The sequence below is a fragment of the Paenibacillus sp. JT22N12 genome (genome assembly GCF_056269365.1).
In genome coordinates this window covers 954,002-975,018 of the sequence record NZ_JBWDNU010000002.1, presented here as the reverse complement: position 1 = coordinate 975,018, position 21,017 = coordinate 954,002, and the positions used below count along the sequence as shown (strand labels likewise).

General features: G+C 52.3%; 19 protein-coding genes and 1 other annotated feature. Of the genes, 1 reads left to right on the top strand and 18 read right to left on the bottom strand.

The features are described 5' to 3' along the window. Positions 1–54: 54 nt before the first annotated feature. The 8 genes from carB to lspA form a co-directional block, all read right to left on the bottom strand. A complete protein-coding gene (carB, locus tag AC0YOA_RS09600; RefSeq protein ID WP_475786397.1) occupies positions 55–3,270 on the bottom strand; it encodes a carbamoyl-phosphate synthase large subunit in 3,216 nt (1,071 codons plus the stop codon). Beyond that, positions 3,257–4,402, bottom strand: a complete 1,146-nt coding sequence (gene carA, locus AC0YOA_RS09595) for a glutamine-hydrolyzing carbamoyl-phosphate synthase small subunit (protein WP_475786396.1) — start codon at positions 4,400–4,402, stop codon at positions 3,257–3,259. Before carA ends, carB begins: the two co-directional genes overlap by 14 nt. Positions 4,403–4,536: 134 nt before the next feature. Continuing rightward, positions 4,537–5,829 carry a dihydroorotase gene (locus tag AC0YOA_RS09590; protein ID WP_210046549.1) on the bottom strand — a complete coding sequence of 431 codons (1,293 nt, stop codon included), beginning with the start codon at positions 5,827–5,829 and terminating at the stop codon, positions 4,537–4,539. A gap of 52 nt (positions 5,830–5,881) precedes the next feature. After that, a complete protein-coding gene (locus AC0YOA_RS09585) occupies positions 5,882–6,781 on the bottom strand; it encodes an aspartate carbamoyltransferase catalytic subunit (protein ID WP_475786395.1) in 900 nt (299 codons plus the stop codon). A gap of 18 nt (positions 6,782–6,799) precedes the next feature. Further along, the gene (gene pyrR / locus AC0YOA_RS09580) at positions 6,800–7,366 is read right to left on the bottom strand and encodes a bifunctional pyr operon transcriptional regulator/uracil phosphoribosyltransferase PyrR (protein ID WP_210046586.1); all 567 of its coding nucleotides are present in this window, start codon (positions 7,364–7,366) and stop codon (positions 6,800–6,802) included. Positions 7,367–7,647: 281 nt separating this feature from the next. Next, positions 7,648–8,883 (bottom strand): LL-diaminopimelate aminotransferase, encoded by a 1,236-nt coding sequence (locus AC0YOA_RS09575; RefSeq protein WP_475786394.1) that lies wholly within the window; start codon positions 8,881–8,883, stop codon positions 7,648–7,650. Between the two features lie 119 nt (positions 8,884–9,002). After that, positions 9,003–9,956 carry an RluA family pseudouridine synthase gene (locus tag AC0YOA_RS09570; RefSeq protein WP_475786393.1) on the bottom strand — a complete coding sequence of 318 codons (954 nt, stop codon included), beginning with the start codon at positions 9,954–9,956 and terminating at the stop codon, positions 9,003–9,005. Then, positions 9,922–10,491 (bottom strand): signal peptidase II, encoded by a 570-nt coding sequence (gene lspA / locus AC0YOA_RS09565; protein ID WP_475786392.1) that lies wholly within the window; start codon positions 10,489–10,491, stop codon positions 9,922–9,924. Before lspA ends, AC0YOA_RS09570 begins: the two co-directional genes overlap by 35 nt. Before the next feature lie 182 nt (positions 10,492–10,673). Between lspA and AC0YOA_RS09560 the strand changes: the two genes are divergently transcribed. Beyond that, entirely contained in the window at positions 10,674–11,381 is a 708-nt protein-coding gene (locus tag AC0YOA_RS09560; protein ID WP_475786391.1) for a TraR/DksA C4-type zinc finger protein, read from the top strand. A 52-nt stretch (positions 11,382–11,433) separates the two neighbouring features. Here AC0YOA_RS09560 and AC0YOA_RS09555 read toward each other — a convergent pair whose 3' ends face one another. The 10 genes from AC0YOA_RS09555 to sigG form a co-directional block, all read right to left on the bottom strand. After that, positions 11,434–11,718 (bottom strand): DUF5665 domain-containing protein, encoded by a 285-nt coding sequence (locus AC0YOA_RS09555; protein ID WP_379114353.1) that lies wholly within the window; start codon positions 11,716–11,718, stop codon positions 11,434–11,436. Between the two features lie 197 nt (positions 11,719–11,915). After that, positions 11,916–15,011: an isoleucine--tRNA ligase gene (gene ileS / locus AC0YOA_RS09550; protein WP_475786390.1), complete on the bottom strand. Its 3,096-nt coding sequence runs from the start codon at positions 15,009–15,011 to the stop codon at positions 11,916–11,918. Between the two features lie 93 nt (positions 15,012–15,104). Next, positions 15,105–15,474: a binding site (T-box leader), on the bottom strand. A gap of 63 nt (positions 15,475–15,537) precedes the next feature. Beyond that, positions 15,538–16,035 carry a DivIVA domain-containing protein gene (locus AC0YOA_RS09545; protein ID WP_210046556.1) on the bottom strand — a complete coding sequence of 166 codons (498 nt, stop codon included), beginning with the start codon at positions 16,033–16,035 and terminating at the stop codon, positions 15,538–15,540. Positions 16,036–16,176: 141 nt separating this feature from the next. Then, positions 16,177–16,959: a YlmH family RNA-binding protein gene (locus AC0YOA_RS09540; RefSeq protein ID WP_475786389.1), complete on the bottom strand. Its 783-nt coding sequence runs from the start codon at positions 16,957–16,959 to the stop codon at positions 16,177–16,179. Next, positions 16,956–17,201: a YggT family protein gene (locus AC0YOA_RS09535; RefSeq protein WP_210046588.1), complete on the bottom strand. Its 246-nt coding sequence runs from the start codon at positions 17,199–17,201 to the stop codon at positions 16,956–16,958. The genes AC0YOA_RS09540 and AC0YOA_RS09535 overlap by 4 nt, the downstream gene beginning before the upstream one ends. Positions 17,202–17,235: 34 nt before the next feature. After that, positions 17,236–17,688, bottom strand: coding sequence for a cell division protein SepF (locus AC0YOA_RS09530; RefSeq protein ID WP_210046558.1), 453 nt, complete (start codon positions 17,686–17,688; stop codon positions 17,236–17,238). A gap of 302 nt (positions 17,689–17,990) precedes the next feature. Next, on the bottom strand, positions 17,991–18,713 hold the full coding sequence (locus AC0YOA_RS09525) for a YggS family pyridoxal phosphate-dependent enzyme (RefSeq protein ID WP_475786388.1): 723 nt from the start codon (positions 18,711–18,713) through the stop codon (positions 17,991–17,993). Next, a complete protein-coding gene (gene pgeF / locus AC0YOA_RS09520; RefSeq protein WP_475786387.1) occupies positions 18,710–19,576 on the bottom strand; it encodes a peptidoglycan editing factor PgeF in 867 nt (288 codons plus the stop codon). Before pgeF ends, AC0YOA_RS09525 begins: the two co-directional genes overlap by 4 nt. A 94-nt stretch (positions 19,577–19,670) precedes the next feature. Beyond that, positions 19,671–19,949, bottom strand: a complete 279-nt coding sequence (locus AC0YOA_RS09515; protein ID WP_210046560.1) for a PRC-barrel domain-containing protein — start codon at positions 19,947–19,949, stop codon at positions 19,671–19,673. Positions 19,950–20,162: 213 nt separating this feature from the next. Further along, the gene (gene sigG / locus AC0YOA_RS09510) at positions 20,163–20,945 is read right to left on the bottom strand and encodes an RNA polymerase sporulation sigma factor SigG (protein WP_188992832.1); all 783 of its coding nucleotides are present in this window, start codon (positions 20,943–20,945) and stop codon (positions 20,163–20,165) included. Between the last annotated feature and the right edge of the window lie 72 nt (positions 20,946–21,017).

Genomic DNA, 21,017 nt, shown 5'->3' with positions numbered 1-21,017 from the left:
AAATTTTGCGAACGCATGGCAAAAGCCTGCTTGTGGGCAGGCTTTTATGGCCTTTTATTTCTGCAGAACCGGCATCGGACGGGATGAGAAGTTAATCGTCTCGAGCATATTCAGCAGCGCGCGTACGGTATCCAGCGAAGTCATACAGACAACGCCGTTCTCCACCGCTTCACGGCGGATGCGGAAGCCGTCACGCTCAGGTGTCTTGCCTTTAGTCAGCGTATTGACCACGAAATGCGCCTGTCCATCGCGGATCAGATCCAGAATGTTCGGCGAGCCTTCACTGAGCTTGTTGACGGTTTTCACGCGAAGCCCTGCGGCTTTGAGCGATGCTGCCGTTCCGCCCGTGGCAATGATGTTGTAGCCAAGATCGTAGAAGCCGCGCAGGATTTCAAGAGCTTCCGGCTTGTCTTTGTCAGCCACCGTCGCGATGATCGCGCCTGTTGGCGGAATTCGCATACCGGCGCCGATCAGACCTTTGTACAGCGCTTTGGCATACTGCTGATCGCGGCCCATCACTTCTCCGGTCGATTTCATTTCCGGCGTCAGTGTCGGGTCAACGCGGCGGAGCTTCGCAAACGAGAATACCGGCACTTTTACCGAAACAAAGTCATCTTCCGGCCATAGGCCTTCGCTGTAGCCCAGATCAATCAGCTTCTCGCCCAGAATGGCTTTGGTCGCCAGGTTGGCCATTGGAATGTTCGTCACTTTGCTCAGGAACGGCACCGTACGCGAGGAACGCGGATTGACTTCGATAACGTATACTTCGTCCTGGTAGATAACGAACTGGATGTTCACAAGTCCGATGACTTTGAACTCCTTGGCGATTTTAATCGTAATATCGACCATCTGCTGCTTCAGCCTGTCAGACAGAGACTGTGGAGGATATACCGCAATGGAGTCGCCGGAATGAACGCCCGCACGCTCGACATGCTCCATAATTCCCGGAATCAGCACGGTATCGCCATCGCAGATCGCATCGACTTCCGCTTCCTTGCCGAGCATATAACGGTCGATCAGGACCGGATGCTCCGGATTGATTTTTACCGCCTGCTCCATGTACATGAGCAGCTCCTCATCGGAATAGACGATTTCCATGGCGCGTCCGCCAAGCACATAGGACGGGCGTACCAGAACCGGGTAACCGAGTCCTTGAGCGGTCTCGACTGCCTCGCCGACGGAGATGACTGTCTTCCCTTCCGGTTGGGCGATATTCAGCTTGCGCAGCAGCGCTTCGAATTTCTTGCGGTCTTCCGCCGCGTCAATGCTTTCCAGATCCGAGCCCAGAATGCGAATTCCGGCCTTGGTGAGCGGAGCCGCAAGATTGATTGCGGTCTGGCCGCCGAACTGCACGATGACGCCGATCGGGTTCTCCTGCTCAATGACGTTCATGACATCCTCGAAGAACAGCGGCTCGAAGTACAAGCGGTCGGACGTTGAGAAGTCGGTAGAAACCGTCTCCGGGTTGTTATTGATGATGACCGCCTCATAGCCGGCGCTTTGAATGGCCCACACGGCATGTACGGTGGAGTAATCGAACTCGATGCCCTGACCGATCCGAATCGGACCGGAGCCAAGCACAAGCACTTTCTCCTTGGAGGTCTGGATGACTTCATTCTCTGTTTCATAGGTCGAGTAATAATAAGGCGTGGTTGCTTCAAATTCTGCCGCGCAGGTATCTACCATTTTGTAAACCGGATTCAAGCCCTGTTCCTTGCGGAATTTGCGCACATCATGCTCATTGGCCAGATCCCTGTGATTGCCTTCCATGCGGATTTCCGCAATGGAGCGGTCAGAGAAGCCCTTGCGCTTGGCCTGGTACAGCACCTCATAGGTCAGTACTTCAGCGCGGCGCAGTTCATCCTCGAAGCGGACGATGCCTTCGATTTTATCTAGGAACCACCAGTCGATCTTGGTCAAATCCTGAATATCCTGAAGCGCGTATCCGCGGCGGAAGGCCTCTGCTACAAGGAACATCCGCTCGTCATCCGGCTTCTCCAGCCGCGTGCGGAGCGTTTCCTCGGACAATCCAGCCGCATCCTTCAGATGTATCCGGTGCGCGCCGATTTCAAGTGAACGGACCGCTTTATGAATCGATTCCTCGAATGTGCGGCCGATCGCCATCACTTCGCCGGTCGCTTTCATTTGCGTACCCAGCTTGCGGTTGGCGGACAGGAATTTATCGAACGGCCAGCGCGGAATCTTCGATACGATATAATCCAGCGTCGGCTCGAAGCAAGCGTAGGTCTGGCCTGTGACGGGGTTAACGATTTCATCGAGCGTATAGCCGATTGCGATTTTGGCTGCCATCTTGGCGATTGGATATCCGGTCGCTTTGGATGCCAGAGCCGATGAACGGCTGACGCGCGGATTCACCTCGATGACATAATATTGATAGCTGTGCGGATCAAGCGCGAATTGTACGTTGCAGCCGCCCTCGATGTTCAGGGCGCGGATGATTTTCAGCGAAGCCGAGCGCAGCATTTGATATTCGCGGTCGGACAAGGTTTGGCTTGGCGCCACAACGATGGAATCGCCCGTATGAACGCCTACCGGATCGAAGTTCTCCATGTTGCACACGACGATACAGTTGTCGTTCGCGTCGCGCATAACCTCATATTCAACTTCCTTCATGCCGGCGATCGATTTCTCGACCAGACACTGGCTGATCGGGCTGTAGCGGATACCCGAGGCTACGATTTCTAGCAATTCCTCTTCACTGTGACAGATGCCGCCGCCTGTTCCGCCCAGCGTGTAGGCCGGACGCACAATAATCGGATAACCGATTTCATTGGCGAAATCGACCGCTTCCTTAACCGTTGTCACAATAACGCTGTCCGGTACCGGCTGCTCCAGCTCGCGCATCAAATCGCGGAACAGATCGCGGTCCTCGGCTTTCTCAATGGCCGTCAGCTGAGTGCCGAGAAGCTTGACATTCTCCCGCTCCAGCACACCAGCCCGGGCAAGCTCTACCGCCATATTGAGGCCGGTCTGTCCGCCAAGCGTCGGCAGCAATCCATCCGGACGCTCCTGGCGGATAATTTGGGTAACAAATTCAAGCGTAATCGGCTCGATGTATACTTTGTCGGCCATATTCGTATCAGTCATGATTGTTGCCGGATTGCTGTTGATCAGCACAACCTCGAAGCCTTCTTCTCTCAGCGCCTGGCAGGCCTGCGTGCCTGCATAGTCAAACTCCGCCGCTTGTCCGATGACGATGGGTCCGGAACCGATGACGAGAATTTTTTTGAGTTCATTATTTCTGGGCATACTGCAGCTCTCCTCTCAATGACTCCGCAAGTTGTGCCTGACGCGGTCTCTGTGGGTTGTCTTTTTTATGGGTGCGGATCATTTGCAGGAATTCATCAAACAGGTAGCTGGAATCGAATGGACCTGGCGCTGCCTCCGGGTGATATTGAACCGAGAAAGCCGGGAACTGCGTATGCTTCAATCCTTCAATCGTACGGTCATTATTGTTGATGTGCGTCACTTCCAGCTGAGTGCTGCTCACTGAGTCTTCAAGCACGGTATAGCCGTGGTTCTGCGAGGTAATGTAACAGCGGTTGGTTGCCAGCTCCTTAACCGGGTGATTGCCGCCGCGATGCCCGAATTTCAGCTTCGAGGTATCCGCGCCGCAGGCCAGTGCGAACAGCTGGTGACCCAGGCAGATGCCGAACATCGGATATTCGCCCAGCAGCTCCTTGATGGTTTCAGCCGCATGCGGGACATCCTTGGGATCCCCGGGGCCATTGGACAGCTGTATGCCGTCAGGCTTCAGGCGGCGGATTTGGTCGGCCGTCGTGTCCTGCGGCACGACGATGACGTCGCAGCCGCGCTTGGTCAGCTCGCGGAGAATTCCGCTTTTTGCGCCGTAATCGATTAATACGATCCGCTCGCCTTCACCTGGGCTTGAGAATATGCTTTTGGTCGAAGTGCGGGCCACCTGATCGGTCATCAGCGGAGTCAGGCCAAGACGCTCCTGCAGCTCTTCCACCCGCTCGGAGCCGGTCGTAAGAATGCCCTTCATGGTTCCAAAATGACGAAGTTTACGGGTAAGCATGCGGGTATCAATTTCGCTGATGCCGATAATGCCATATTCCTTCAGCAGGCGGTCAAGCGTATATTCAGCGCGCCAATTGCTCGGAACCGGCTCATGACGGCGCACAACAAATCCATGGATAAAAGGGCTGATGGATTCAAAATCATTGCGCGTAATGCCATAGTTTCCGATAAGAGGGTACGTCATCGTGACAATCTGTCCGCAGTAGGACGGATCGGAAAGGACTTCCTGGTAACCGGTAATGCCGGTGTTGAACACGACTTCGCCGGCCGACTGGCCATCCGCGCCGAAGCCAAGGCCTGTAAACAAAGTGCCGTCTTCCAATAACAATCTTGCTTGCATCCGTATCACTCCTAAAGGTTTGAAAGTTTTGCATGTAACGCATCCTCAGCGTTTTCCTGCTCCTCTGACAGAAGAATAGGTTCGCATCAGACGCGAGACACTGATCTAAGTTGAGTATGTTTCTCTCTGTTATCTTACAGTTCCGACCAAACCACAGATCCGTCCACAATGGTCAGCACGGGCCACCCGGATAATTTCCAGCCGCCAAACGGCGTATTATTGCTTTTGGAAACGAAGCTTTCCGGATCAACCGTCCGCTCGTTCTCCAAATCCACAATCGTCACATCCGCTGGCGCTCCGATTTCAAGCCTGCCGCTGCTGAGTCTGAATACCCGCGCAGGGTCAGTTGTCATTCTCTTGAGCAGGAAGCCCAGCGTCCATTTGCCAGTCTGCACAAATTTCGTATACAGGAGCGGAAAAGCTGTTTCAAAGCCGACAATTCCGAACGGCGCAAGCTGCATGCCGCGCGCCTTCTCCTCTGCACTATGCGGCGCATGGTCGGTCACGATCATGTCCAGCGTACCGTCCTCGAGTCCTTCGATAACCGCTTCGACATCGCGGGGTGTCCGCAGCGGAGGGTTCATTTTCCAATTGGCATCCATCCCCGGAATGTCCTCATCCGAGAGAACCAGGTGATGGGGGCATACCTCGGCAGTTACTTTAATCCCGACCTGCTTGGCGAGCCGGATCAGACGAACCGATTGCTCGGTGCTTACATGGCAGACATGATAGTGGACGCCTGTCGATTCCGCCAGCAAAACGTCCCGTCCGACATGGATGGCCTCCGATTCGTTGGGAATGCCTTTCAAGCCGCTGCGTTCAGCGAATTTGCCCTCGGAGACGAACAAGCCTTCAACGAGTGAGTCGTCTTCGCAGTGGGCAATAACCGGCATGTCCATGGAAGCTGCCAGCGCCATGGCGTTTTTCATCATTTGTGCATTCTGAACGCCCACGCCGTCATCGGTGAAGCCAACTGCGCCAGCTTCCTTCAGCGCTGCAAAATCGGTCAGCTCGCGGCCAAGCTCGTTCTTGGTTATAGCCGCATAAGGCAGTACCTTAACGACGCCTTCAGCTGCAGCCTTGTCCAGAATGTACCTGACGGTTTCCGGCGTGTCAGTAACCGGCCTGGTGTTCGGCATACAGGCAATCGTTGTGAAACCGCCTTTGGCAGCGGACCTGGTGCCTGTTGCGATATCTTCTTTATGTTCAAAACCGGGATCGCGCAGATGAACGTGCATATCGATCAATCCTGCGGAAACCAGCTTTCCTGCCGCATCCACAACTTCATATCCAGCTGTATCCGGAATCCCTGCTGCGCCGTCTTCAATGGCGGCAATCAGGCCATTCTCAATTTTCACATGTCTGGTTTCCAGCTGCTCTTTATTCTCATTCCATATTTGACCGTTTACTATCCATAAGGACCTCATATTTATTCAATTCTCCTTTTTGGCATTTGCATGCGATCTGATTAGCCGCTGCTTAAGCGAGCGCCCGCTCGATAACGGCCATCCGGACCGCTACGCCGTTCTGCATTTGCTGGAAAATCCGCGATTTCGGATGCTCCACCAGTTCATCGTCGATTTCCACATCGCGGTTGATCGGAGCCGGATGCATGATGATGGCGTGATCCGCGATTGACGCAGCCCGCTCTGCCGTCAGCCCGTACTGCTTCCGATATTCCCCGGCTGATTGGAACACGCCGTTCTCATGGCGTTCCAGCTGCACGCGAAGCATCATGACCACATCGGACTTCAACGCTTCTTCGATCGTGACGTATTGAACGTCGAGCTCGGAAGCTGCCATGCCTGGCGGGGCGCAAAACCGTATGTTCATCCCAAGCTTCTTCATTGCCCACAGGTTGGACCGGGCAACCCGGCTGTGCAGAACATCGCCTATAATGGAAACGGTCAATCCCTTTAATCCACCGAACTCCTTGCGAATCGTATAAAGATCGAGCAGCGCCTGCGTAGGGTGCTCGTTATTTCCGTCCCCGGCGTTAATCAGCGGCACCTTGATTTTGGTTGCCAGGTCCGCCAGCACGCCGATCGGCTTCAGACGGATGATCCCGGCGTCAATCCCCATGGATTCAAGCGTGCGCACCGTATCGTAGATCGATTCGCCTTTTTGCACACTGGATACCGCTGCGGAGAAGTTCAGCACTTCAGCTCCCAGACGCTTCTGGGCGACCTCGAACGAGAATCTCGTGCGGGTGCTGTTCTCAAAAAACATATTGGCCACAAATTTACCCTGGAGCACAGGGGTTAGCTTGTCGGGCTGGGCTTCCCAATAAGCGGCGCGTTCCAGCAGTTCTGTTATTTCCTCCTGCGGCATATCCTTCAATCCCAGCAAACTGCGCTGTTTTACTATCGTTTCATTCATGCTTATAGCCTGCCCCCTTTAATGGATAATGGTCACTTTATCTTCATGATCCACTTCTTGAAGCGAGACCTGAATCTGTTCCTGCTTGGAGGTCGGCACGTTCTTGCCCACATAATCAGGCCGGATCGGCAGCTCGCGATGTCCCCTGTCCACCAGCACCGCCAGTTGAATCGTCTGGGGTCTGCCGCAATCCATCAATGCATCCATTGCAGCTCTGATCGTACGGCCCGTATACAGCACATCGTCGAACAAAATAATCCGCTTGTCCTGCACACTGATGACATTGTCGTCTTTGCTTGCCTCCAAGGATGAAGCTGACTGCTCTGAGCCGGAACCCGACCTTCCGCCGGTTCCTCTGTCATCGCGGTACAGGGTAATGTCGATTCCCTTCACCTCTACAGGGAGGCCTTCGATCTCGCGGATTTGCTCGGCGATTCGCTGCGCCAGATAAATGCCGCGTGTACGAATGCCGACGAGTACACAGTTATCAATGCCCTTGTTCTTTTCCACGATTTCGTGGGCGATACGCGTGAGAGCACGGCGGATCGCAGTTTCGTCCATAATGATGCGGTGCTGCCCATCCATACGCTTCATCCGCCTCCCTGACTCCAAGCGATGATCGGTCACAATAAAAAACTCCTTGCGGCCGTCGCAAGGAGTCGTTCAAATGAATGTTCCCTTCTCTTTCCGACAAGAGCCGTCTGCGCGCAAAAAGCCGCCAGCGGTTCTTGTCCGGGTTGCATGAGGAACATTCCATTATTCACGATACCTTGACAGCCTCTCTGGACTGAATTAAAGGTACTACTGTTCATTAAAGGAATTATCCCACGTTCGACAAATGATGTCAATACCTTACATGAGAGTTGTTACAGGCTGAGCTTCGTAATGCGTTCAACGGCTTTCTCGGTATTCTCGCGGCTGCCGAAAGCGGTGAGACGGAAGTAGCCTTGTCCGCTTTGGCCGAAGCCTACGCCAGGAGTTCCCACAATGTTGGCCTCGGACAGCAATTTATCGAAGAATGCCCATGAATCCATGCCGTTTGGTGTTTTGAGCCAGATATAAGGGGCATTGACGCCGCCGAATACTTCCAGGCCAAGCGAAGCCAGTCCGTCACGGATGATACGGGCATTGGTCATGTAATAATCGATGGTGGCGGCAATTTGCTGTTTGCCTTCAGGGCTGTAGATCGCCTCTGCCCCGCGTTGGGTCACATAGGATACGCCGTTGAATTTCGTTGTGTGGCGGCGGTTCCACAGATCATTGACGAGCAGCGTATTTCCGTCTGCATCTTTGGCCTTCAGTTCGCGCGGAACAATCGTGTAGGCGCAACGGACGCCGGTGAAGCCTGCTGTTTTGGAGAAGCTGCGGAATTCGATGGCTACTTCCTTCGCCCCTTCGATTTCATAAATGCTGCGCGGAACATCCTCTTCCTGAATAAACGCTTCATAGGCGGAATCATACAGGATGATGCAGTTGTTCGCTCTGGCATAATCCACCCAGCGCTTCAGCTCTTCTTTGCTCAGCGTCATACCTGTCGGATTGTTAGGATAGCACAAGTAGATCAAATCCACTTTGCGGTCAGGCAGGCTTGGAATAAAGTCATTCTCCGAGCTGCATGGCAGATAAACAATGTTCTCGTACTGGTTCGTTTCTTTATTGAATTGACCCGAACGGCCTGCCATGACATTGGTGTCCACATAGACCGGATATACCGGATCCTGTACCGCTACTACCGCATCCTGGCTGAAAATCTCCTGGATATTGCCTACATCGCATTTGGAACCATCGCTTACAAACACTTCATTGGTTGCGATATCGATGCCCCGCGCTTTGTAGTCATTCTCAATAATGGCCTGAATCAGAAAATCATATCCCTGCTCCGGGCCGTACCCGCGGAATGCATCGGGGCTAGCCAGCTCGTCCACGGCTTTGTGCATCGCTTTCACGACAGCATCAGGCAAACCGCGGGTAACATCGCCGATACCCAGGCTGATAATTTGCGCATTCGGATTCTCCTGGGTGAATTTGGTGCGGCGTTTGGCAATCTCGGAAAACAGGTAGCTGCCCTGCAGCTGCGTATAGTTGTGGTTAATTTGTGTCATCTGACTTCAATCTCACCTTTCTATGGCCGTTCGCGGCATAGTATGAATTGCTATCATCATAGCCTACAGACAGAACAAACATAATAAAGAAAATAGTGAAAAGTTTGCACTTTTCACCATTAACGTTGCCGCAATATCATCAATTCATGTTCAATGTCCTCTGGAATAGGAGCAGAAAACTCCAGATACTCTCCGGAACGGGGATGCGTAAAGCCCAGAACGGCCGCATGCAGCGCTTGCCCTTTGAGTGCAATCGTCTTGTTGCGCCCGTACATGGGATCTCCGGCCAGCGGGTAGCCGATGTATTTGAGATGAACGCGGATCTGATGCGTGCGGCCGGTTTCCAGCTGCAGCTCCAGCAAAGTAAAGTCCTCGCCCAATCTCTCCAGGACTGCAAAATGCGTAACCGCATGCTTGCTGCCCTTCTGGGTGACCGTAAACAGCTTGCGGTCCTGCGGATCCCGCCCGATCGGGGCATCGATGGTGCCATGCTCATGCGGCACTTTGCCGTGAACGAGCGCGATATATTTGCGCGTCACGGTATGGTCCTTCAGCTGGGCTGCGAGTGAAGCGTGGGCCAGATCATTTTTGGCCGCCATAATCAGTCCGGAGGTGTCTTTATCTATACGATGTACGATGCCGGGACGAAGAACGCCGTTGATGCCGGACAAATCGGTACAGTGAAACATAAGCGCGTTAACGAGTGTCCCCGAATAGTGTCCTGGCGCCGGATGCACGACCATCCCGCGCGGTTTGTTGATCACGATGACATCGCTGTCCTCATAGGCAATTTCAAGCGGGATATCCTCGGGATCGATTACGGCTTGCTCCGGTTCAGGAATGACAATGGCGATATGCTCGTCGGCTGTAATCTTGTGGTTGGCTTTAACCGTCCGTCCGTTCACCTGAATCGCACCGGTCCTGATCCATTCCTGCACCTGCGTGCGTGATGCCAGTCCTTCTTCAAGGCTTTCTGTTACATATTTATCAAGCCGCTGTCGTGTCTGACTCTCGTCAACCGTGAACTCAAGCGGCTCATCATTGAATGGGTTGATGCTCTTGTTTGCTGTCATGTCCGTCTTGTCCATCCTGTCTGTCCTGTTCGATAGGCTCTTTATGGTCATTCGAATCTCCGTTCTCATTCTTCATGGATAAAATGGCGTCCAGCAAAATCAGCGCAACCCCGCATACAATACCCGAGTCGGCCAAGTTAAATATCGGAAAGATGTAATGACCAAAGGTAAATTGCAAAAAGTCGACTACATGGCCATAAAGCGCACGGTCGAGGAAGTTGCCTACTGCCCCGCCAAGCACCATGCCAAGGCCCACCAGTAACAAGGGCTTGCCGGACTGACGGTTCTTCTGGAGATACCAGACTATTCCGGCCACAACCACCAAAGTAATGCAGAGAAACAATATCTGCTGCTGCTGGAGGATGCCAAATGCCGCTCCTTCGTTGCGGAGGGAGGTAATAATAAAAAATCCGTCGCCGAGCACATTGATTCTTTCACCGATTACAAGATTATTCTCGATTAGCCGTTTGGTAACCCAATCAATCACAAAGACGAATAAAGCGATCCAATAATAATATAATCTCAAAAACATCATGCCCCCTTGTCCCAAACATTGTAGCATATTCCACCTATTTGCCACCAGCGAATCCTTCATTGCTCCCGCCTGCCCCCGTTTGCCAAATGCCCCAGCGATGCCCACCTCTAAAATCAGGCATATCAGCGAAAGCTAAAGACAATCCTGCACAGCTATACAAATGGAAAAGAGGGGCTGCAATCGTGAATACATTGACGATGAATCAGTTGAATATGCTGCGAAGCCAACTGGAAGCGGAGAAGAATGAAACTGCCAGGCGGCTTGAAGAGAGCGATCATTACGGTCATGCCGACTCCCAGCGGGATGAAACCGGAGAATTGTCGATGATCGATAACCATCCCGGCGATGTGGCAAGCGAAATCTATGAGCGTGGCAAGGATACGGCGCTTTTGGAGCAGGAGGAGCTTCGGCTGGAACGGATTGAAGCGGCATTGACGGCGATGGATAATGGCGTTTACGGCAGATGTCTGGTGTGCGGCGAAACTATCCCGTATCAACGGCTGCAGGCGCTGCCCGATACCTTATATTGTGTGGAGCATTCGCCAAGGCAGGAGATATCAGAACGCAGACCCATTGAAGAGCAGGTGCTCACGCCAGCCTTCGGGCATTCCAGCATGGATGAGCATGAGGGCTACAATGGCTTTGACGGGGAAGATGCCTGGCAAATCGTGGAGCAGTGGGGAAACTCCGACTCTCCGGCCATGTCCGAAAACCGCGACGTCGAGTCCTATGACGAAATGGGTATTGAAGCCGGCGAACCAGACGGTTATGTAGAGCCGCTGGAGAGCTTCCTGGCTACCGATATTACCGGGAAAGTAGTCAGCGTCGTTCGCAACCGGGAATATTACGATTATCTGAAAAACAAAGAGGGAGACAGCGGACTGGAATAGCTGGCTTAAATCTTATGTACAGAACAGGAAACGTACTTGCCGTTCTTAACGGTCAATAAACTTTGCCTTCGAGCTGATGCTGCACAATCCGTACAATATCAGCGATATAGTCGCCGACAATCGGCAGGTTCAGCGCGCCAAGGAACTGCAGGATATAAATAATCGTCGCCGCAAAAATGGAAAATCCCAGCGCGATGCCGACGCCGCGGAATATGCCGGCCAATAAATTGCGCCATATCAGGGAAAGCGGCCGATTAAGAAGCAGCACATAATCCGCCATTTGCGAACGTTCCATATCCACGGCGACTTTCTCCAGCCGGCGGTCCAATATTTCCATCGAATGCTGGATGGCGTTCAGGCTTTTTGTTTCCTCGGTCATATTGAACCCTCCGTATGATCGTGGTAGTTGATGAGCAAGGCAAGAAGTAAAAAACGCCCATGCAGATGCTGCCGGCGAAACGGCATTTGCCGCTTCGCCGGCAGCATTCGCATGAACGTTAAGTCATATGCGGTTATTCACCGGTTATAATGCCCTTAACCGCCGATTAAAATTCCAATTTCTTTCTCGCCGAGCTTCAGCCGCTCCATTCCCTCGCTGCTTCCATAATCGACTCCGCTCAGCAGCACATTCTCCATCAGAACAGATTCGAATGCCTTCAGCGCTTCCTTCAGCTCGGCATCCACATCAAGCGTCAGATGAACCCGCTTCTCAATCGGCAAATCCAGCTTCTTGCGTGTATCCTGAACTGCGCGGATGACTTCGCGAACCAAGCCTTCCTGTTCAAGCTCGGGTGTAATATCGGTATTAACCGCCACCGTCAGCTGATAACCCGAAGCGGATGCAAACCCGGCCTTGGCCTGTTTCTCAATCAGCAGCTCATCGAGTGCAAGAGTCAACGTTTCACCTTCGGAGGAAGGATATGCAAGCTCCCCGCTTTGCACCACCGCTTGGGTCTGCTCCGGCGTCAGCTGCTTCAGATAGGCTTGAATGCCCCCCACCAGTTTGCCGTATTTTTTACCCGCAACCTTCAGGTTCAGCTTAAAGGTGAAATCCACAAACCCGCTGTCGCCGCTTGCAATTGCAATAGTCTTGATATTGATTTCGTCCTTGATGATGTCTTCATACGCTGTAAGATCGAATTCACGATCCAGAGCAATAATCAACTCGGACAACGGCTGACGGGTCTTGATCCCCGTTTCGTTGCGGACATTGCGCGCAAGCTCGACAATCTGACGGGCGGTCTCCATATCACGCTCCAAGGTTTCATCGATTGCGGAGTCATCGGCTTTTGGGTAATCGGCCAAATGAACGCTTTCCGTACCGCCTCCCAGATTGCCGTAGATGTCTTCCGCGAGAATTGGCGCATAAGGGGCAATAAGCCGCGAGAGCGTGAGCAGCACATGCCGCAGCGTCCCGTAGGCATCCAGCTTGTCATCCGTCAGGCCGCTTCCCCAGAACCGGTCGCGGGAACGGCGGATATACCAGTTGCTTAATTCATCGACGAATACCTCTATGGCTTTGGCCGGGTTGAGAAAATCATTCACCTCAAGCCCCTTCTCCACCTGCTTGATCAAGCTGTTCAACCTCGACACAATCCAGCGGTCCAGCTTTCCTGAAGATTCCCGGTATGGATGCCTGGAAGGCTCATATCCGTCAATCGACGCATACAGGGCAAAAAACGCATGAGTATTGACGATAGTGTCCATTACCTTTGATTTGGCTTCGCCAACGATCCCCCGCGAGAACCGTTTGCTGTTCCATGGCGCGCTGTCAGACAACAATGCCCAGCGGAACGCATCGGCTCCATATTCATCGAGGATTTCCCACGGGTCAATGACATTCCCTTTGGACTTGGACATTTTCTGCCCGTTCTCGTCAAGCACATGTCCGGTTGAAATGACCGCCTTATACGGAGCCTTGCCGTTATAGAGCGTTGATACGGCCAGCAGGCTGAAGAACCAGCCGCGCGTCTGGTCAATGCCCTCGCAAATAATATCTGCCGGGTACTGATCCGCAAATGCCGCTTCGTTCTCAAACGGATAATGCTGCTGCGCGAACGGCATCGAGCCGCTGTCGAACCAGACATCGATAACCTCAGACGTTCTGGTCATCACACCGCCTTCGCAATGCGGACAGTTCAGCTTAACTTCATCCACATAGGGCTTGTGCAGTTCAATGTCGGGAGAGATGGGTTCTACCGAACGCGCAACCAGATCCGCCCTGCTTCCAGGCGCATGCTGTCCCCCGCAGCTGTCGCAAACCCAAACATTAAGCGGCGTTCCCCAGTAACGGTTGCGGCTGATGTTCCAGTCGACGAGATCCTCAAGGAATTTGCCGAACCGACCTTCCCGGATATGCCCCGGATACCAGTCCACCTTGTTGTTATTGGCAATTAACTGTTCCTTCACCGCGGTCGTTTCAATGAACCAGCTCTCTGTTGCATAGTAGATAAGCGGCGATTTGCAGCGCCAGCAGAACGGATAGCTGTGTTCGTACCGCTCCTTGGAGAACAGCAATCCCTGCTCGCTGAGCATCTTGACAATATCGATATCGCAATCTTTTACGAAACGGCCTGCCAGATCAGTCACCATATCCATATACCGGCCGGCATTGTCCACCACATTCAGGAAGCTGACGCCATTTTGGCGGGCCACTTTGTAGTCGTCCTCACCATGGGCCGGCGCAATATGAACAATCCCTGTACCGCTCGTATCGCTGACAAAGTCACCAGGAATGACGAAGTGCCCGTTATCCAGCGCGGCGTAGCGGAATGGAGGCTCATATTTCAAGCCGAGCAGATCAGCCCCTTTTAAAGTGGACTCGATTTCATATCCGCTTTTCATTACACTTTCCACAAGGCCCGCTGCGACGATATACAGCTCCCCTTCTTTTCTCACCCGGACATAGTCCAGCTTCGGATTGACGGCAAGCGCTACATTCGCCGGAAGGGTCCAAGGGGTTGTCGTCCATGCCAGCACATAGGCGCCGGAATCGGTCAGCTTGAATTTCACCGTTGCGCTGAGATCCTTCACATCCTCATAGCCCTGGGCAACCTCATGAGAGCTGAGCGTTGTCTGGCAGCATGGGCAGTATGGGCTGACCCGGTGACCGCGGTACAGCAGCCCTTTGCCATGAATCGTGGATAAAATATGCCATACGCTCTCAATGTAGTTGTTGTCCAGCGTAATATAAGGCTTGTCCATATCAGTCCAATAGCCGATCGCTTCCGTCAGATCACGCCACTGCCGTTCATACTCAAAGACGCTGTCCTTGCATTTTTTGACAAAGGCTTCGATGCCGTATTTCTCGATTTCCTGCTTGCCGGAGATGCCCAGCTGCTTCTCCACCCCAAGCTCGACAGGCAATCCGTGCGTATCCCAGCCAGCTTTGCGCACAACACGGTATCCGGACATTGTCTTGTAGCGGCAAACAAAATCCTTGATTACCCGTCCAAGCACATGGCCGATATGCGGCTTGCCATTGGCAGTCGGCGGACCTTCGTAAAATACAAAATTAGGTTTCCCATTACGATTTTCGATCGATTGCTCAAATGTCTGCTCTGATTTCCATCTGCCCAGTACCCGGATATCGCGGGCTCTTGCACGTTCCTTCACATCTACGCGCTGCATGCTTTACAGATCCCCTTTCTTATTTGAAAAATTCATCGAAAGACCATGCGAAAAATCTGACTGCTGTGACAACAAAAAAAGCCCCATCCCCTGGAAAGGGACGAGGACCTGCTCGCGCTACCACCCTTGTTCCAAGCATAATGATAAAAGTGAATCCAACATGCCGCTTACTTGCCGGACATTGTCTTTCTCACATTTATATGCTTGACACTTGTTACGGATTTTAAGAAATCCGTATTCCTTATAACGGGGGGAGTCCGGCAGCGCTTAGTTACAAGTTCAGCTTGCAAGAGGAGAATGATGCTGTTCGCACATCTGGTCTTGTCAGCAATTTATCCACTTGGGCATTCAGCGCAGCTTCTCGGAGATGATCTTCAACCACGTTCTACGCACCGATTCTCAGCAATCATCGGATTCTCTGGGGGCAAACGCATGGTCTACTCGTTCTCGTCAATGAATTTGGTTGATTAATTATTCACATTTATACGCCAGTCCTGCGTGTTTGTCAAGAGCGGCGAGTGCGTACCTAGGAATTATTGATCACTTCATTGGGTAAGCGGTCTCTGCCTTCAAGCGAATCCCAGCCATTATGGCTCAGCAGCTCGAGCTGCGCTTCGACCAGCGAACGGAAACGGGCGCGGTAGATGGAAGCCTGTTGTTTGAGCTCCTCGACTTCAAGCGCAACCTTCCGCGATTTGGAGAGAGCTTCATTAATGATCCGGTCTGCATTCTTCTCCGCTTCCTTGACAATCAGCTGTGCTTCCTTCTTGGAGTTGCTTTTTACATCATCAGCCGCTTCCTGTGCGACAATGATCGTTTTACTAAGCGTTTCTTCGATATTGGAGAAATGGTTCAGCTTCTCCTGAAGCGACAACGCCTGGTTTTGCAATTCTTTGTTTTCCCGAATAAGCGCCTCATAGTCTTTGATGACCTGATCGAGAAACTCGTTTACTTCATCTTCGTCGTAACCGCGAAGACGTCTTCCGAATTCTTTATTATGTATGTCCAATGGCGTAAGCGGCATTGGCGCACCTCCCAAGAGTATGAAGAGTCGAAGAACGAAAACAATTCAGGGCAAAATCAAAACCAAAGTCCCATGCCCCGCACAATTAGTTCGGGTCTGCCTGTTTACATTCGACATATCGGGCTAAAATCCTGCAAGGCACTATATAAATTTGCCGATTTTCACCCGAACTCTGCCTTTCTTCGTAACACCTTCGACGCTGAGGACTTTAAATCGGCCCAGGCCCTGAAAAGAAACGACATCCCCTTCTTTAAGCATCGCTGAGGGATCTTCTTCCGCACGCCAGTTGATCCGGCAGCGTCCCGCGCGAATGGGATCCACGATTTTGGACCGGCTGACCCGGTAAACATCGCTTGCAATCCCGTCCAGACGCAAAGAAGCCACCGATAGGTTCTGTTCCTCCAGCACCGGAGCCGCAGCCTGCAGACCGGTTAACGGAACAATGTCCGTCAGGACGTGAACCCGGTGAACTTGACGCAAATGAATGTTCACATAATCGGCAATTTCCTCTTCAACGAGACAATGGCAGAATTCGGGGTGAATGTGAAGATCCCCTACCCGGTCCCGCTTGATTCCAAGCCCGAGCAGCGCGCCAAGGTAATCGCCGTGATCAAGCTGAAGATGCCCTCCGGTGCCGGCCGTAATCTGAATCAAGGCTATACCTTCAGGCTCATCATCCAGTATCCGGTAATCCGGCGCGATAAGAGCACGCCGGCGCTCCGCCTGCTCATATCCGCCCATCAGCTTAACCTGTATGTCCATTTGGCGGTTAGCCAAACTCATTAGAATATCAACCTGTCTGGGATCGAGGAAGTCCGTGCGTTTCATCTCATGGCCAAATGCTGCCCGTTCGACCCACTCCGAGGCCCGATCGACAAAAGCACGCTCATCAGGATGGAAATGCACATAGATTTCTGGCTTCATTGGAAAATCATGTTAAGAATCGCGATAATCCCATATGCCACAAACCGGAGTGCAAACAAGGCAACGATGGGGGAAATGTCGAGCATTCCGCCAATGGGAGGAATAATCCGTCTGAATGGCGTCAAATAAGGTTCTACGATCTTAGCCAGCAGCACGCCGATAAAGCTTTCGCGCGCGCTTGGGAGCCATGACAAAAGAATGTAGCCAATAATCAAAAAGTTGTAGATCGTATAAAGATTCATGACAATGCTCGTTACATTCCAGTCCAACTAAAGGTCACCTCGTCTTTTTGTATTCGTTCTCTTCTGCCAGCATATCCGTAATCGTCCCCTGAATTTCAACCGTATCCGGCGTGCAAAGAAAAATATTCGGTCCAAGCTTCGAAATGCTTCCATTCAGAGCGTAGATGGTTCCGCTCAGAAAGTCAACAATCCGCACAGCCAGGTCCGTACGCACCCGCTGCAGATTGACAACGACTGCGCGCCGCGAGCGCAGATGATCGGCGATTTCCTGGGCTTCGTCATAAGAACGGGGTTCATTCAGAATGACGCGCACATTTTTTTGTGAATGGATGCTAACTACATTATTGCCTTTTGTAGATTGTTTACGTGCTTCGAATGGAGAAGTTTCAACCTCTTGCTCCTCATGATGCTCAATTCTTTCACGTTCGACGATTTCTTCTTCCTCCTGCAGCCCAAGAAAACTCATGAATTTATTCATAACACTCATTATCCATTCCTCCTAAGAGTTTCTGGTAATACTTCTCGCGGATTACTCCAAAGCAAGCCAGAAACTCACTTCGGAAGCGTTACTAAAGTTTCTGGTAATACTTCTCGCGGATTACTCCGAAGCAAGCCAGAAACTCACTTCGGAAGCGTTACTGAGTTTCTGGTAATACTTCTCGCGGATTACTCCGAAGCAAGCCAGAAACTCACTTCGAAAGCGTTACTGAGTTTCTGGTAATACTTCTCATGGATCACTCCAAAGCAAGCCAGAAACTCACTTCGGAAGGCATAGCTATGACCGTTGTGTCAGCTTTTGCCGACTAGTACCGTCCCTAAGCGAAGCCACGTGGCTCCTTCTTCAACAGCCACTTCAAAATCGTTGGACATGCCCATAGATAACCCATTCACGGGCTGACAAAGCAATGCCAAGGCATTTAATTCGTCTCGCAGCTGACGCAGCCCGCGAAAAACCGGACGGGCCTGCTCCGCTTCCCCGTCAAGCGGGGCCATGGTCATAAGCCCAACGGGCTCAATATGGGGCAGATCTGCCAGCTCCCGCGCAAACACGGGCAGCTGCTCGGGAGCCAAGCCATGCTTGCTGTCCTCGCCAGATACGTTCACCTGTATGAAACAGGGTACGATGATCCCAAGCTGCTGTGCCCGATTTTCAATGGCCTGCGCCAGTGAAGAACGGTCAAGCGAATGTATATAGCTAAACTTCCCTACGACTTCTTTCACTTTATTGGTCTGCAGCGATCCGATGAAATGCCATCGGGCTTGTCCCTCCGGAAGATCCGGGAACCCGGAGCTGCTACCTTCCCCGCTGATCGCATTCCATTTGGCAGCGGCGTCCTGCCAGCGGTTTTCGCCCAGATGGTTGAGCCCCTGTCGGAGCACATCAGCAGTCTGTTCTACGCCAACATATTTGGTTACTGCAATAAGCTCAATATCTTTCCGGCTTCTGCCGCTGCGCGCGCAAGCCTCGGCCAGCCGCTGCTCCACCGTTTCAATCCGTTCCGACAAGGTCATATTAACCGTTCACCTCTCATGCCAATCCAGCTGACCATACGCCCAGTGGCTCCTCCTTCCATACGATGAGAATAGAAGAGTTCGGTATTGCAGCCGGTACACCACTCAGATAATTCGATAGCCATCGGCAAAATTCCTGCTTTTATCATAATCTGTCGGTTGATTTCTTTCAAGTTGATCCGTGCCCTGCCATTTTCCGTCGGCTGCATCCACAGCTCCGGATTGGCACGGAACTCCGGACCGAAGTCGTCAACCAGCGGTTCAACGCGCCGAAGAACGGTCTCATCTACCTCATAACAGCAGCTTCCGATGGACGGACCAATCGCCGCCCTGATATCCTCTGAGGCGCAGCCGTAGCCATCCGCCATAGCCTGTACGGTATGCCGCGCAATCTCGAGCACCGTGCCCTTCCAGCCGGCATGTGCCAGCGCGATTACCCCCTGCTTGGGCGCAAAAAAGTACAGCGGCACACAGTCTGCATAAAAGGAGGTCAACAAAATATCCTTCTCATCGGTTACAAGCGCATCCGCATCGGCAATCGCTGTCTCCCGGCTTAAACGTCCTTTTCCCCTATCTGCTGCCGTTACCTGGTGGATATGATTGCCATGAACCTGTTCCGCACATGTCCAGCTGTCAAAAGTCCAATCCAGAGCATCCGCAAGCAACGCCCGGTTGTTGACCACTGCCGCCGTTTCATCGCCTACATGCAATCCACAGTTCAGCGATGTCCATGGCCTGCTGCTTGTCCCGCCTAGCCTGCTGGTGAAACCGGCCGTCAAACCGGCATATTGCTCCGCCCATTGCGGCAATAAAAAAAGCGAAGGCCCCTTCGCTGTATCTTCACGTTTGAATGCTTCCATCATAATCGCTCACCCCGCTACCAGTTTACCATAGGGGCAGCGGCTCATGCGAGCGGTGTTATCCGCCCGCCCAAGCCGAAGAAGCGCCCTTTGAAACCTACCTTGCTCCTTGTTCCTCGTCTTCATTCTTGTGCACCTTCGTATCATCGATCCGTACAAGCACTACATCCGTGCCGATTTTCACAATATTGCGCCAAGGGATCACAACATCCGTTCCGCCGCCGCCGAACAACCCGAAAAATCGGGTATAGCTCGGCACGACAATGGAATCGATTCGCCCCTGCCGCAGATCCAGCTCCAAATCGCTCACTTGACCCAGCTTGCGGCCATCGACGATATTAATGACATCCTTCGTTTGAAAATCGGATATTTTCAATCGGTACTCACCACGTTTCCGCAGAGGTTTTGCGTGCATCAGCAGCTTCTTTCCGCTCCTGCCTTTACTATTACTATATGTACGATATAGTTAAAATGTCCTGATTCCCATTAAAAACTTCCTGTCCACTCTGCTGCTTGCTTCCCTGCGGTCAAGCCCTTTCGACCAAGCTCTTGAGAGGGCATAAGAAAAACGGCGCGATAGCGCGCCGTTTCAGGTTTTTACATGCTTTTGCATTTGCTGGATGGCCGATTTCTCAAGACGTGAAACCTGGGCCTGCGAGATGCCGATTTCATCGGCTACCTCCATCTGGGTCTTTCCTTCGAAAAACCGCATCGATAAGATCATTTTTTCCCGTTCGTTAAGCTTGTGCATCGCTTCCCGCAGCGCAATTTCTTCGATCCACGATACATCCTTGTTCTTGTCGTCGCTGATTTGGTCCATCACATAAATCGGGTCGCCCCCGTCATGATAGATCGGTTCGAATAAGGATACCGGATCCTGAATAGCATCAAGGGCAAAAACCACTTCTTCCTTCGGCACATTGAGCGCTTCGGAAATTTCCATTATCGTCGGTTCCCTTGAATTCTGATTCGTCAGGGTATCCCGCACCTGCAGCGCCTTGTAGGCGATATCCCGCAGGCTTCGCGATACGCGAATCGGGTTGTTATCCCGTAAGTAACGACGGATTTCTCCGATGATCATCGGTACAGCATAGGTTGAAAACTTGACATTCTGACCAAGGTCAAAATTGTCGATGGCCTTCATGAGACCGATGCAGCCGACTTGAAATAAATCATCAACGAATTCGCCGCGATTGTTAAACCGCTGAATCACACTGAGTACCAGCCTCAGGTTTCCGTTGACCAATTTCTCTCTTGCTGCCCATTCATTCTGTGTTTGCAAAGCCGTGAAAAGTTCCCGCATTTCGACGTTGGTAAGTACAGGTAGTTTTGCGGTATCCACACCACAAATCTCGACTTTGTTTCGGGTCAACGTGATTACCTCCCAAGGAGAAACATTAATCTACAGTATCTCCTCGGTCCTCCAATTTATTCCCGAAACAAG

Coding starts and splice junctions, on each gene's coding strand:
- carB (WP_475786397.1), bottom strand. CDS start 3,270: ATGCCCAGAAATAATGAACTCAAAAAAATTCTCGTCATCGGTTCCGGA.
- carA (WP_475786396.1), bottom strand. CDS start 4,402: ATGCAAGCAAGATTGTTATTGGAAGACGGCACTTTGTTTACAGGCCTT.
- AC0YOA_RS09590 (WP_210046549.1), bottom strand. CDS start 5,829: ATGAGGTCCTTATGGATAGTAAACGGTCAAATATGGAATGAGAATAAA.
- AC0YOA_RS09585 (WP_475786395.1), bottom strand. CDS start 6,781: ATGAATGAAACGATAGTAAAACAGCGCAGTTTGCTGGGATTGAAGGAT.
- pyrR (WP_210046586.1), bottom strand. CDS start 7,366: ATGGATGGGCAGCACCGCATCATTATGGACGAAACTGCGATCCGCCGT.
- AC0YOA_RS09575 (WP_475786394.1), bottom strand. CDS start 8,883: ATGACACAAATTAACCACAACTATACGCAGCTGCAGGGCAGCTACCTG.
- AC0YOA_RS09570 (WP_475786393.1), bottom strand. CDS start 9,956: ATGACAGCAAACAAGAGCATCAACCCATTCAATGATGAGCCGCTTGAG.
- lspA (WP_475786392.1), bottom strand. CDS start 10,491: ATGATGTTTTTGAGATTATATTATTATTGGATCGCTTTATTCGTCTTT.
- AC0YOA_RS09555 (WP_379114353.1), bottom strand. CDS start 11,718: ATGGAAATATTGGACCGCCGGCTGGAGAAAGTCGCCGTGGATATGGAA.
- ileS (WP_475786390.1), bottom strand. CDS start 15,011: ATGCAGCGCGTAGATGTGAAGGAACGTGCAAGAGCCCGCGATATCCGG.
- AC0YOA_RS09545 (WP_210046556.1), bottom strand. CDS start 16,035: ATGCCGCTTACGCCATTGGACATACATAATAAAGAATTCGGAAGACGT.
- AC0YOA_RS09540 (WP_475786389.1), bottom strand. CDS start 16,959: ATGAAGCCAGAAATCTATGTGCATTTCCATCCTGATGAGCGTGCTTTT.
- AC0YOA_RS09535 (WP_210046588.1), bottom strand. CDS start 17,201: ATGAATCTTTATACGATCTACAACTTTTTGATTATTGGCTACATTCTT.
- AC0YOA_RS09530 (WP_210046558.1), bottom strand. CDS start 17,688: ATGAGTGTTATGAATAAATTCATGAGTTTTCTTGGGCTGCAGGAGGAA.
- AC0YOA_RS09525 (WP_475786388.1), bottom strand. CDS start 18,713: ATGACCTTGTCGGAACGGATTGAAACGGTGGAGCAGCGGCTGGCCGAG.
- pgeF (WP_475786387.1), bottom strand. CDS start 19,576: ATGATGGAAGCATTCAAACGTGAAGATACAGCGAAGGGGCCTTCGCTT.